We start from the raw sequence: 11,823 nt of genomic DNA, 5'->3' as shown, positions 1-11,823 counted from the left end.
GCGGAAAAACCAATTAGCATATGATTTAAGGCCGGCTCGTTTGTCTCTTGAGACAAATCTTTAAAAAAATTAGACGCGAAATGCTCCGTCGCCATAAAATTGACTAGCTCGCTAATTGTGTCGTCAAAAACTTCATCTTTATTTTGCTCCCTAACTTTGACAACTTCTTCGTCTTTTATTGGCTTATAGCCAATAATATCCAGATACCGACGCAAGACCATGTAGTGCACATAAGCTTCATACCCTTCAGTTGAGAACATAGCAGTTGCCTCTAAGTCATACCAGAAAAGCTCCATTACCTTGCTTATGTAAACCGGAAAAAATGACTCTATTAAACATGCTTCACGCAATAAATCCAAAACTCGCACATTAGCTAAAGCTTTACCTTGATCAATTTCAATGCCGCCCGTTTTTTCGGCGAAAATTTTTTCTTCAATATTTGATAATGTAGACATATTATTTGGGCTGAGCTATAACCATGGTCTGTAAACCATGTTGATCTTGATAAACTCTTTTAGGGCTCAACCCAGAGGCATCAACTAATTCAGTGATATTATCCCGGTCGCGGTAATAAGTGTGCAGCTCGGCAATATTTCGCAACAAATAATCTGAAAGTTTGTGAGGTGTCATCGCTGAGGTAACTAATCGACCGTTATCGACTAAATATTTTTTAGCCAAACGGAAAAACCTCATCGTATCATCGTCAGTTAAAAATTCGGTAAATCCCATGCTTATTATCATATCATATTTATTACTGCCCCAAGATAATTCACTGAAAGCATTGCCGCCACGAAAACTAATCTTAGATTTATACCCGGCAGCTTTTGTTTTAAGCTGATTTATCAATTCGACATCTAAATCAATACCATGCCACTCTACATTACCGCTAAAATTGTCTAACGCCTCCAAACTTTCTATTGTTTCAAACATTTCGCGCGCTAAACCGCAAGGGACGGCTAAAATTTTTATTTTTCCTGTTTTGCCCGACTGATTAATCAACTTGTCAATTTCGACCTTGGCAAATAAATAGCGGGCTCTAAACGATTGGGCTGATTTTAAGCTAAGCAAAATTTTGTCCAACAACTTGCCGATTATCAGTCGGCCGCTAGCTTGATTACCATATATATGATCCGCAAACTGATAACTGCCAGAATTTTCAATTCCCTCACGGCTTAAATCGCTCAATCTAAGTAAATAATACAACGGAATTAAATGTAGCCGGCCTTGGCTGAATAATTTACTTGATATTGACTCAGATTTTCTTGTACGATTGTAAAATTTACTCATAAATTTTAACTACCTTTTGCCAGAGGTGATTAAACTAGCTGCCACAATTCGCTCTAAACCTAATGCTATGCAAGCGCTATAAACGTTATTACCTGAATTAGTTTTTATTTTAAAGCACTTCCCAAAATAATCTTCGTGCAAATTGGTTGAAGCTAAGGCCGCCTCCCTCCGACCGACAGACCAACGGTACTCTTTTTTTAACTCTTTCAGTTGCTGCAAAATTTTTTCTCCGCGAGCCATCCCGAGATAAAAACTATCCTCGCCAGCATGCCATTCACCTTTTAGGCCGAAACGTTTAAAGGCGCCTGTCAGCTTGCCTTTTGCCGACTCAACCTCTCGGCGAACAGAGTTCTCTTCCCCGATGTACACAATTTCTGACATAGTAAAAAACTTAAGCCGAAAAGGATCATGGCCTTGAGGCTCTTGTCTGGCACATGCAGCATTAATCACGTATGTATTGTTTCGCTTAGCTAAGCTGTTACTACGTAAAAAATTATAAACATGCAAGCAGGCAGCTGGTGAAAAATACATATCCCCGCCGTGAGGGCTTTTATCTCGGCAGCTGGTGAGTTGCTTGGGGAAGAGCTTAAAATACTGGGAAGTAGATAAAACGTCTCGATTAACCGTGACGGCTGGCTTAAAATTTAAAGCCTCTGGGGCTAAGTTTCTAAAAAAATCACTCCACTGATCAAATATTTCCAAGGCCGGTCCGGATAATAAAACTTGACCATTGGAATAATCAAATCCAGCGAGTTGTAATTTTTTAATCGTACTATTCATTAAAAAATTTTTTAATTATGGCATTAACAGAAGCAAAATTAGACATCAATATTTCATCGTTACTTAACTTCCGGCCTAATTTTTTTTCCACAAAACCAATTAGGTACAAAATATTCATAGAATCAATATAGCGGCCCTTAAACAAATCAGTTTTTAAATCAACTAAATGTGAGCTGTCTTTGATTATATGGTTATTAATATAGTCTAATAATTCTTGCTCCATTGCTTTAAATTTTTTTACCCCAACCTACTTCCAGGCAATATTTAACTACCCGACTATAATATTCGCCAATGTGAGGGAGTTGTTTTTGATAATCAGGCAATGCTAAAATTGTATTTGTCATATCAAATTCTTTTGGGTAATTCAACTGATGAGCAAAATGTTGCATAGCGCTCATGACTTTATGAATAAACGGATTTTTCGCCTGTTTGGCAGAATCCAAAAAAAGATTGAACGCAGATTCGCTCGTGATAACCGGTTTGGGATATTGGCGTTTTTCCCAAACGGGATCAAAATTGGCCAAACATTTATAACTTTCATCAATCATTTCTTGCAGTGTAAATGATTTGTCATTGCCAGAGACGATATGGTAAAGGGTCGAGGCTTGAAACTTATTAATAAAAAGCTGAAAGGTAGTTTCGACGGCATAATCGGTTGGTATAAGATCAACTTTATATTCCGGTGTGCCCGGAATCATTGATGCTAATCCGAGGTGCATTAGCCTTAAGGACTGGTGCGGTGCTGTAAAATGGCTCACTCCTCCGGTTTGACTATCGCCAATAATTGTAGAAAAACGGTATATCGCCGCAGGTATATCATCCCAATGTTTAATAATTAACTCTTCCGCTTCATACTTTGACTGTTCGTAGCTATTCACAAAACCGTCCGAGTGACGATACTCATTCTCCATAACTGTGCCGGTGCGCTTGCCGCTGACATAAGCAGTGCTAGCAAAACCAAACTGTAATAAATTTGGGCACTGTTTGGCAAATTCTAATATATTTTGTGTGCCAACCACGTTAATAGATCTGGCGACTTGTAAATCCAAATCAAAACGTGTACTTGCTGCCAGGTGAAAAACATGAGTTATTTTACTAGCTAATTGGCTTAATTGTAATTTTTTCGATAACTGTGGCTCAACTATGTCACCGCTAACAATTTCAATTCTCTTTAAAACATCAGGTGAGTTTTTATTGTTCAAAAACTTTTTTACAAAATCTTTCTTACTCAAATCCTCTCCTTGTTTATGAACTAGCAAAACAACCCACATGTCCGTCTGGTCAAGAATTTTTTCGGTGAGGCAACGACCAATCATGCCAGTAGCGCCGGTAATCAAAATGGTTGATCGCATATTAGTGTTCCAAAATCAGGCAGGTCCAGTTTGCACCAAAACCAAAGGTAAATAAAACTAAAATGTCACCCGATTTTAGCTCGCCGCTTTGTTCCATATCTTTGAGGTTAATAATATGATCGCAAGAAATTGTATGACCTAGGCGAGAAATATTTTGGTGCCAAATTTTTTTATCCGACACTCCGAGGAGCTCAGATAAAATTTTCCAGCTTCGCTGGCTAACATTGTGAGGCACAAACCAAATAACATCTTCGAGAGAAAGATTAGCCATTTCTAAAGCAACCTTAATTACTCTCTCGGCCATTGGGAAATAAGTTGCTAACAGCTCTTCTTCGTGATTTTGGGTATCCCAATAATAAGATTTAGTTTCTTGATAAAATGAAATCACTTTATTTTTAGGGCTATCTTTTTGAACTAATAAACCGCCGGCTCCATCACTAATAAGATTATACATAATCTCGCGTGATGATTGCGGTGGTAAAACATCAGCTGCCAAACAGAGGGCGGCCTGACTGTCAGAACTAGACAATAATCGGGCTGCCATATCAACCATAGATAACGTCCCGCCACAACCTTGCTCTGTTAACTTAATAGGGTTAGCAACCGGGCTTAAATTTAATTCATGGTGCAGTTTAGTGACTGAATAAGCAAACATGCTCAAGTCGCTTGATTGGGCAGCGTCTCGGCTTAAACCAGAATACAAAAATAAATTTCCAATTTCTGCCTGCGGCAAATTGACTGACTTTAGTATTGATGTACCTATTTCTTTCAATGCAACAGAGATAAAATTATGCTGCTCACTAATGAAGCACCGCTCAAAACCAAAATCTTTCAAAAGTTTTTGATTTGAGGTTATTTTACCCGATTGCTTAAGTTGACTGAGGCTATAACTGGCTTTGGGTAAGCTATAATCTAAATGACTAATTCCAATTGATCTTTGCTTTAACATGACTTGTTCCCTTTTGGGCTAAACTCATTATAAACTCATCCATGGCAGTACTGAACACTGTCCAATAATCTTTTGACTGACTGTTAAAAATTAAACTTTGAAAATTATTTTTTTTAATATTGATTTTTTTTATATACAAATTTTTTGGTGAAATACCAAAGCCAATGCCTAATCCCTTCATCACCGATTCTTTAATTGTCCAAATGTAAGTTAGCTTCACATTTAGATTTTTATTAACATTGTTCATTAACCTCACCTCGGCATTACCTGCAATTGCATAAACCAAATCATCGGCATGAGGCCTAATTTTTTCTATATCAACGCCGACTATTTGCTTGCCAGCAGATGCAATCGCCCAGCCAAAAGAATGTGACAAAGAACAGTTAAGATATTCATAACCTTCTAAATAAGGTTGGCCAGAGGCATAATTTCTTATGACTAACTGATTTAGATTTTTAGCATCCACATGGCGCAAAACAGCTTGCTTTAAGGCGATCCGACCCGCTAGCCAATCTTGCTGTTGAAAATTTTTAACCTGATTGAAAATCAATTTTTCCTCATGACTTAAAATCCAATCTAAATCTTCAGCCCACCCATCCGTCAATCTATTTCCTGTAATTGTTAACTGCATATCGGGGATAAGTAAATTATTATATAATTTTGTTAGTATACTTGATTTTTTGCATCTATCAAATGATATAATAATGACAATGTCAGTATCACTAATTTACCTAAGCATTTACTGTATTTTTGGCTTTATCGCTTTATTGCGACCAAAAATGATACTAATCAAAGGGGAAACATTGTTAAAATTTAACTTTTTAACCCTAATCTTAGTGTTATTATTGCTTTCTTGGAAAGGTATGGATATAGGCTGGATGAATTATACTGTGTCTTTTGGTATCATAATCTTATCATATATAGGTCGCAAATTATGGTTTATATTAAAATGGGACAATAAGCTTGCAAACCTGGCTATAAAAAAGTCTCTCGAGTCTATACTTATTTCTTTTACTCAGGAAAACAAAAAATTTAAAATTACTATATCTGGAGAAGTTGTTGATATTTTAGCGTACGGTCCATTAATGAAATGTGGTATACTAAAGTTCACCCAGCATAAAAAGGTTGGAAAAATGAAAGTATTTTTAAAACTATTAAATAAAAAATTTAACTCCTTAGTGCCAAGGTTAATTATTAACTTAAAATAATATGCCCAGAGTAACTAGAATAGTTTCAATTGATGCTCCTAACGACAAAGTGATTGACTACATTTCTAATGTGGAAAACCACCCAGCTTTCATTTCAGCCCTCAAATCAGTGGACAACATAAATGGAGACTACAAAAAGCCCGGGACAAGCTGGGATTGGACTTTCGTTATGTCGGGCGTAGAATTGAAAGGCAAAGCAAAAACACAAAATTATGAGCCTGGTAAAGTTTATTCGTTTAAGACCGATGGGTCGATAAACAGTACTTTCACATATTCTGTGGAACCAGAGGATTCAGGTACGCGATTAAGCATTGATGTAGATTATGAAATACCAAAAAATGTGTTAGGCAAAGTGGTAGACGCAGCAGTAATTGAAAGATTAAACGAACAAGAGGCTGAACAAGGTGGTAATAACCTGAAAGCTATCTTGGAAGGGTAAGTATTTTAAAGTAGTTAAAAATAATATCAAGGCAAAAGCCTTGATATTATTTTTCACAATACTTTCATGCTGATAAAATTAATACAGTACACTTTTTACATTATTATGCGCCCAGTATTTTTTTATTTTTTAAAGGCACAAGTCAAAATTGAAAAAAATTTTAGTATTGAAAAAAATAAAAAATACATTATTGTTATGAATCATCCGTCCAAGCTTGATCCTTTTTTGATCCCCCTGATGCCCTGGCGAGTAATCTACTCGCTGACACCATTTACAGCACCAGTTACAGAAATTTATTACACAAAGTTTTTAAGAAAACTATTTCTAAAACTTATCAACGCCTACCCTATTAAAATAAGAGCCTGGACCTTAGAAGAATTTCTTGGAGAGACCGCTAAAAGACTTAACAATCAGCAAACAGTTATCTTTTTTCCAGAGGGCAAGGTAACCACGCTGCAGGCAGAAAGCAAGCCCCGGGCTGGACTTAACTATTTACTTCAAATTGAAAACACAGAGATAATTCCTATTAAAATAAAAGGGATTGAATTGATTACCTTGAGTGATTTTTTTCTAAGAAGGCGAAAATTAAATCTAAAAATTGGTAGCCCGATAAATCCAGGTATTTTTAAAAAGGGTACAGAATCTCCAATCGAAGTGTCCAAAAAAATAATGGGGCATCTTTATTCATTATAAAACTTATCCAGTGGCTAATTTACACACTTGAATAATGCGTTCGGCGCGTTTGCCTTTAATGCCGGTTAAGCGCGTTAGTTCATCTGGAGTTTTTGATTCAACTTCTTTACACAGCATTAGTTTATGCCGGGCAAAATTTTCAAATTCATGGTTTTGGATCTCATCAATAATCGTTAGTGGATAAAGGGCGCGATGATTAACCATGTCGGCAAGCGATTTATCTTTCGGGTAATTCCAACTTAGCATCGTCATGCCCTGGCATTTGGCGTATTCCAAAGAGTGATTAGTAAACCGCGCATTAGTCACCACCCAGCATTGATTAAAATTGGGCGTAGCGTTATGCGTTTTACTGCCCTCGCGCAAATCCATATACCGCGCCCAAGACGAGAGCGTTGTTTTAATGCCAATCTTGTCGTAAAAATTGCGGCGAAATTTCGCTTCTATAAATATAACCTGGCCGTCTTTTTCGGCGGTCACGTCTACTTCGTGAGTCGTGCATTTGCCTTGAAGTTCAAAGGGAGTTTGCGCTTTATAGCCGTAAGTTTTTAAAATGGACGCAATATATTTTTCAAAGTTGTAACCCGCCGGCCCCATCCGAATTAGCGCTTGGCGCAAGTTATAGCGTACTTTTGCACCCGGAGCAGACTTGCCTAATTCATTACGCGCGATTTTATAAATTTCGCGCGTGCTCATTCCCGGCTTCATTTTCTTTTCCACTTTGGCTAATACTTGTTCAACTAATTCTTTATTGGCGCCGACTTTAAGCAGTCCGCGGCGAAATTTGGCCGGATTGAATTCTTCAGTTGCCCCGTCTGATTTGGTTATGAGCATATGGTTTGTTCCCTCTCCCTGCGGGAGAGCACGCCCAACTGAACGATGTCAGTCGTTCGGGCGGTGGTTAGGGTGAGGTTACGTATTATCAATTATGGTTTTAACTACACCTTCTATATTATCATCAATTTCATTATTCCAAAACCTTAAAACTGTATAGCTGTTGGCTCCAAGGTATTGCTGGCGTTTTTTATCTTCTTCATTCTTCAAATGCTGGCTTCCATCACACTCAATGACTAGTTTTTTATCATGACAATAAAAATCGGCAACATATGGGCCGATCTTGAATTGTCTCCTAAATTTTAAATTGTTTATATTTCTATTTCTTAATTGCGACCGTAACCTTTGCTCCCATGGGGTCTGATTTTTCCTCAAGATTTGAGTTATGTGCATATATTACTATTCGCTACCTCACCCCTACCCTCTCCGAAACGGAGAGGGAGTTTTAAATATTAAATAAACTTCTTGCGCTTTTGGTTGTCGCCTCCGCCACTGCATTATAATCCATTTTTCGCAAATCAGCGATGCGGCGCGCCACAAATTCAACGTACTCTGGCAAATTGCGCTTGCCTCGATGCGGTTCAGGCGTTAAATACGGGCAATCGGTTTCAACCAATATTCGTTCTAACGGCACAGTTTTAACAACTTCATGTAGCTGTTTAGCATTTTTAAAAGTGACAATGCCGGTAACGCCAATATATAATCCTAGCTTAAAAAATTTTTCAGCTTGCTTCACATCGCCTAAATAACAATGCGCCACCCCTCTAAGTTTTGGGTAATCTTTCAAAATGTTGTACAAATCGTCATAGGCCTCCCGGCAATGAATGGACATTGGTAAATTTAATTCCAACGCCAATTCAATATGTTCGCGAAACATTTTGGCTTGGTCTTGCTTTACCTGATTTTGATCAAAACCTTCTGGTACATGAAAATAATCTAACCCACTCTCGCCAATCGCCACCACTTTTTTACTCTGGGCTAACTTTTTATAGGTTTCATACCCAAACACTTCGCCTCGTGTCTGAAAACTTATTTCGTTTTCGTCATAGTGACTCGGGTGGCGGTGCACCGGATGAATCGCAATGCTGGCATACACGCCTTCGTCATACATTTCGGCAATTTCTACTCCGCGCTTACTTGTTTCTTGCTGGGTTCCCACAAGCAGTGCCCAAGTATCTTTGGCTAATGCGCTATCAATAACTTCCCTCCAGTCATCCTTGAAGGCTTGGAAATGAGGATGCGAATGTGAATCAATTAAGCTTGGCATGTTGCGCTAAAAAAGTTGCGGTAAAATTGGAGAGATAAACTGAATAATTGACATCAAAAAATTAGCCACGCTAGAATCAGCGATGTGGTTTGCCAGCCAACTGCTAAACGGAAATTGAGCGACAACCACCAAAACCAAACCCAGCGACAACACGCCTTCAATTAGTCCTAAAACCGCGCCGGCAAAACGGTTGATAGTTTTCAAAAACGGGATTAAAGTAAATAATTTGAATATCTTATTGATAATCCAAAAAATAAAGCCAATTAAGCGATTAGCGACTGTGAATATAACTATAAAGGCGATTATTTTGGCAACATTGCCGCTGCCCAAAACAAAAGGTTCTAACCAGTTGGCAAACGGCAAATAATACACTCCGGCAATCCACGCCCCGCCGATAAATCCGACCAGGGCGCCAATGGTGTAAATTAAACCCAAAGCAAAGCCAAAGGCAATAAAAATAAACAAGATGAGAATTAAAATTAGGTCTAAAATGGTTAGAAACATATATTTATATTGTCATCCCCGACTTGATCGGGGATCCAGTTATATAATCCTGGATTCCCGCTTTCGCGGGAATGACATATTTATTTTATCCTTTCAAATAGCGGTTTACCTACTTCGTCATTTCGACCGAAGGCCAGCTTGTCCGGCCGAAGTGGAGAAATCTCATGCGGGGAATAAGGGCCAGGGTGAGATCTCTCGACTTCGCTCGAGATGACAGTGTAATTATTTAATCCTTTCAAATAGCGGTTTACCCTTTTTGATTTTTTTTGCCGAAAATTGTTTAACAATTTTTTCCGCCGTTTGGGGTAAGAATGGAATTAAAGCCTCACCAATGGCTAAAATATTGCCGGCTGCTTCACTTAATACCGTTTCCAATTTTTTATCCGCCCTGGCTTTTGCCAAATCCCATGGCCGCGCTTCAGAAATTAATTGATCGGTTAGCTGCACATTAAACCAAATTAGCTCAAGTGCCCGGGTGAAATCAAATTCTTCTATCGCCGCATCAATTTCAGCTTGAGCTTTTAAATTAGCTGACTCCCGGCCTGAAGTTATCTTAACATTATTTTGCTCAATTAAACCAGCTACCCGGCTTACTAAATTGCCTAAACCGTTAGCTAAATCAGCGTTATAAGCTTCCTTAAAGCGGTCTTCGGAATAATCGCCGTCTTGAGTAGTGGAAACATGCTTAGTGAAATAAAAACGGACAGGTTCGGTGCCAAAACGCTTAATTAAATCAAACGGGTCAACTACATTGCCAAGCGATTTCGACATTTTGTGGCCGTCAACAGTTAAAAAGCCGTGGACATAAACCGCGTTAGGCAGCGGCAACCCCGCGGACAATAACATGGCTGGCCAATAAACAGTATGAAAGCGAATAATGTCTTTACCAATCACATGTGCCTTAAAGGATTTTTTGCTCCAAAAATTTTTGTAATTTTTATTTTTCTCTTGGCCATAACCAAGGCCGGTAATATAATTACTTAACGCGTCAAACCAAACATAAATCACTTGGCTTTTATCCCCGGGCACTGGCACTCCCCAACCGCGGGCACGTTCAACTGAACGGGAAATACTAAAATCTTGCAAGCCAGATTTGATAAAACTTAAAATTTCGTTTCGGCGCGACTTTGGATAAATTTTTAATGTATCGAAAGCGATTAATTTTTCTAAAGCTTCTTGATAGTTAGTCAATTTAAAAAAATAATTTTCTTCGGCCACTTGCTCCAATTCTTTTTTGTGAGTTGGGCATTTCCCGTCAACTAAATCATCTTCTAAGTAAAATTGCTCACAGCCAACGCAATATAAACCTTCGTAAGATTTTTTATAAATGTCCGATTTCTTGCATGCCAACCACAGCTTTTGGGCGCCGGCAAAGTGCTCTTTGGAAGCGGTGCGAATAAAACCGTCACGAGAAATTTCCAATTTGTCTTTAAGTTTAACGAATAATGCCGCGTTTTGATCAACTAACTTTTGAGTCGGAACGTCTTTGGCTTCAGCTACCTGTACATTTTTTAACGCGTTGTCGTCACTGCCGGTTAAATAAAAAACTTCCGATCCTCTTTGGCGGTGAAACCGGGCCAAGACATCAGATTGGACATATTCCAAAACATGGCCGATATGCGGGGCGGCATTGACGTACGGAATTGAATTAGTGATTAATACTTTTTTTGTCATATGATTATTTGTCGTCCTTGAGCGCTAGCGAAGGACCTCTGAGATTCTTCGCTTCGCTCAGAATGACACCTATCTCCCCTCAACAATTACCACAAATTCGCCTTTAGTTGAATCGTTTTTTAACTTTTCCAAAACTTCTTGTGTGTTTCCCCGATAAATGGTTTCAAATTGCTTGGTTAGCTCACGGGCTACAGCTATCTGTCTTTGGGGCGGCAAAACTTCAGCTAATCGTTCCAGTGTTTTTACAATGCGATGCGTTGATTCGTAAAAAATAACTGTGCGTTGGCTTTCATTGATTTCTTTGAATAACGTCTCTCTCCCTTTTTTGTGCGGTAAAAATCCTAAGAATAAAAATTCATCCGTCGGCAATCCGGAAATGGAAGCCGCCGCCGTGAGCGCGCTTGGTCCAGGAATTGCGACTACCGTAATGTCTGGATAGGCACTTACTGCGGCCACCAGCTTATTGCCGGGATCAGAAATTCCCGGTGTGCCGGCGTCGGTGACTAACGCAATATTTTTACCAGCCTTTAACTCCTGAATAATTTTTTGCACTTGGGGCGCTTTGCTGTACTGGTGATAGCTAATGCAAGGCGTAATTATTTTGTAACGCTCTAATAGGCGTTTAGTGTGCCGCGTGTCTTCACAAGCGATTAAATCAACTTTCATTAAAGTTTCTACCGCCCGAAAAGTAATATCTTCCAAATTTCCGATTGGCGTTGCGACAATGTAAAGCGTTGCCATAGTAAGCTCATTATGCATTAAAATTGGCTATTTTTCAACCTCTTTGGGTAATGTGCACACACATATTGCACTTTTTGCTACTCTGGGGGCATATGTCA

General features: G+C 38.7%; 16 protein-coding genes. 3 read left to right on the top strand and 13 right to left on the bottom strand.

Annotated features, from left to right (window positions below):
• From COT81_04775 to COT81_04745, 7 genes are all read right to left on the bottom strand, one after another.
• A partial coding sequence (locus tag COT81_04775; protein ID PIS04771.1) for a hypothetical protein occupies window positions 1-455 on the bottom strand: 455 nt, incomplete at its 3' end.
• A 1-nt stretch (window position 456) separates the two neighbouring features.
• Window positions 457-1,287: a hypothetical protein gene (locus COT81_04770; GenBank protein PIS04770.1), complete on the bottom strand. Its 831-nt coding sequence runs from the start codon at window positions 1,285-1,287 to the stop codon at window positions 457-459.
• 9 nt (window positions 1,288-1,296) lie between these two features.
• A complete protein-coding gene (locus COT81_04765; protein PIS04769.1) occupies window positions 1,297-2,067 on the bottom strand; it encodes a hypothetical protein in 771 nt (256 codons plus the stop codon).
• Window positions 2,060-2,290 (bottom strand): hypothetical protein, encoded by a 231-nt coding sequence (locus COT81_04760; GenBank protein PIS04768.1) that lies wholly within the window; start codon window positions 2,288-2,290, stop codon window positions 2,060-2,062. The genes COT81_04765 and COT81_04760 overlap by 8 nt, the downstream gene beginning before the upstream one ends.
• 4 nt (window positions 2,291-2,294) lie before the next feature.
• Complete coding sequence (locus COT81_04755; protein ID PIS04767.1) at window positions 2,295-3,419, bottom strand: hypothetical protein; 1,125 nt, start codon at window positions 3,417-3,419, stop codon at window positions 2,295-2,297.
• A 1-nt stretch (window position 3,420) separates the two neighbouring features.
• Window positions 3,421-4,368: a hypothetical protein gene (locus COT81_04750; protein ID PIS04766.1), complete on the bottom strand. Its 948-nt coding sequence runs from the start codon at window positions 4,366-4,368 to the stop codon at window positions 3,421-3,423.
• The gene (locus COT81_04745; GenBank protein PIS04765.1) at window positions 4,340-4,999 is read right to left on the bottom strand and encodes a hypothetical protein; all 660 of its coding nucleotides are present in this window, start codon (window positions 4,997-4,999) and stop codon (window positions 4,340-4,342) included. The genes COT81_04750 and COT81_04745 overlap by 29 nt, the downstream gene beginning before the upstream one ends.
• Before the next feature lie 73 nt (window positions 5,000-5,072).
• Between COT81_04745 and COT81_04740 the strand changes: the two genes are divergently transcribed.
• From COT81_04740 to COT81_04730, 3 genes are all read left to right on the top strand, one after another.
• On the top strand, window positions 5,073-5,576 hold the full coding sequence (locus COT81_04740; GenBank protein PIS04764.1) for a hypothetical protein: 504 nt from the start codon (window positions 5,073-5,075) through the stop codon (window positions 5,574-5,576).
• Window position 5,577: 1 nt separating this feature from the next.
• Entirely contained in the window at window positions 5,578-6,015 is a 438-nt protein-coding gene (locus COT81_04735; protein PIS04763.1) for a hypothetical protein, read from the top strand.
• Window positions 6,016-6,081: 66 nt separating this feature from the next.
• Window positions 6,082-6,708, top strand: coding sequence for a hypothetical protein (locus COT81_04730; protein PIS04762.1), 627 nt, complete (start codon window positions 6,082-6,084; stop codon window positions 6,706-6,708).
• A gap of 3 nt (window positions 6,709-6,711) precedes the next feature.
• Here COT81_04730 and COT81_04725 read toward each other — a convergent pair whose 3' ends face one another.
• The 6 genes from COT81_04725 to rsmI form a co-directional block, all read right to left on the bottom strand.
• Window positions 6,712-7,539, bottom strand: a complete 828-nt coding sequence (locus COT81_04725; protein PIS04761.1) for a hypothetical protein — start codon at window positions 7,537-7,539, stop codon at window positions 6,712-6,714.
• A gap of 78 nt (window positions 7,540-7,617) precedes the next feature.
• Entirely contained in the window at window positions 7,618-7,932 is a 315-nt protein-coding gene (locus tag COT81_04720) for a DNA (cytosine-5-)-methyltransferase (protein ID PIS04760.1), read from the bottom strand.
• Between the two features lie 52 nt (window positions 7,933-7,984).
• Complete coding sequence (locus COT81_04715) at window positions 7,985-8,806, bottom strand: hydrolase TatD (GenBank protein PIS04759.1); 822 nt, start codon at window positions 8,804-8,806, stop codon at window positions 7,985-7,987.
• 6 nt (window positions 8,807-8,812) lie between these two features.
• Complete coding sequence (locus COT81_04710; protein ID PIS04758.1) at window positions 8,813-9,310, bottom strand: hypothetical protein; 498 nt, start codon at window positions 9,308-9,310, stop codon at window positions 8,813-8,815.
• 222 nt (window positions 9,311-9,532) lie between these two features.
• Complete coding sequence (locus tag COT81_04705) at window positions 9,533-10,984, bottom strand: methionine--tRNA ligase (protein PIS04757.1); 1,452 nt, start codon at window positions 10,982-10,984, stop codon at window positions 9,533-9,535.
• Window positions 10,985-11,053: 69 nt separating this feature from the next.
• Window positions 11,054-11,743 (bottom strand): 16S rRNA (cytidine(1402)-2'-O)-methyltransferase, encoded by a 690-nt coding sequence (gene rsmI / locus COT81_04700; GenBank protein PIS04756.1) that lies wholly within the window; start codon window positions 11,741-11,743, stop codon window positions 11,054-11,056.
• Window positions 11,744-11,823 lie beyond the last annotated feature (80 nt).

This window comes from Candidatus Buchananbacteria bacterium CG10_big_fil_rev_8_21_14_0_10_42_9 (assembly GCA_002773845.1).
Taxonomy (GTDB): domain Bacteria; phylum Patescibacteriota; class Patescibacteriia; order Buchananbacterales; family 21-14-0-10-42-9; genus 21-14-0-10-42-9.
The sequence above is the reverse complement of the archived record's forward strand: the minus strand, read 5'-3'. Positions and strand labels throughout refer to the sequence as shown.

Coding starts and splice junctions, on each gene's coding strand:
- COT81_04770 (PIS04770.1), bottom strand. CDS start 1,287: ATGAGTAAATTTTACAATCGTACAAGAAAATCTGAGTCAATATCAAGT.
- COT81_04765 (PIS04769.1), bottom strand. CDS start 2,067: ATGAATAGTACGATTAAAAAATTACAACTCGCTGGATTTGATTATTCC.
- COT81_04760 (PIS04768.1), bottom strand. CDS start 2,290: ATGGAGCAAGAATTATTAGACTATATTAATAACCATATAATCAAAGAC.
- COT81_04755 (PIS04767.1), bottom strand. CDS start 3,419: ATGCGATCAACCATTTTGATTACCGGCGCTACTGGCATGATTGGTCGT.
- COT81_04750 (PIS04766.1), bottom strand. CDS start 4,368: ATGTTAAAGCAAAGATCAATTGGAATTAGTCATTTAGATTATAGCTTA.
- COT81_04745 (PIS04765.1), bottom strand. CDS start 4,999: ATGCAGTTAACAATTACAGGAAATAGATTGACGGATGGGTGGGCTGAA.
- COT81_04740 (PIS04764.1), top strand. CDS start 5,073: ATGACAATGTCAGTATCACTAATTTACCTAAGCATTTACTGTATTTTT.
- COT81_04735 (PIS04763.1), top strand. CDS start 5,578: ATGCCCAGAGTAACTAGAATAGTTTCAATTGATGCTCCTAACGACAAA.
- COT81_04730 (PIS04762.1), top strand. CDS start 6,082: ATGCTGATAAAATTAATACAGTACACTTTTTACATTATTATGCGCCCA.
- COT81_04725 (PIS04761.1), bottom strand. CDS start 7,539: ATGCTCATAACCAAATCAGACGGGGCAACTGAAGAATTCAATCCGGCC.
- COT81_04720 (PIS04760.1), bottom strand. CDS start 7,932: ATGCACATAACTCAAATCTTGAGGAAAAATCAGACCCCATGGGAGCAA.
- COT81_04715 (PIS04759.1), bottom strand. CDS start 8,806: ATGCCAAGCTTAATTGATTCACATTCGCATCCTCATTTCCAAGCCTTC.
- COT81_04710 (PIS04758.1), bottom strand. CDS start 9,310: ATGTTTCTAACCATTTTAGACCTAATTTTAATTCTCATCTTGTTTATT.
- COT81_04705 (PIS04757.1), bottom strand. CDS start 10,984: ATGACAAAAAAAGTATTAATCACTAATTCAATTCCGTACGTCAATGCC.
- rsmI (PIS04756.1), bottom strand. CDS start 11,743: ATGCATAATGAGCTTACTATGGCAACGCTTTACATTGTCGCAACGCCA.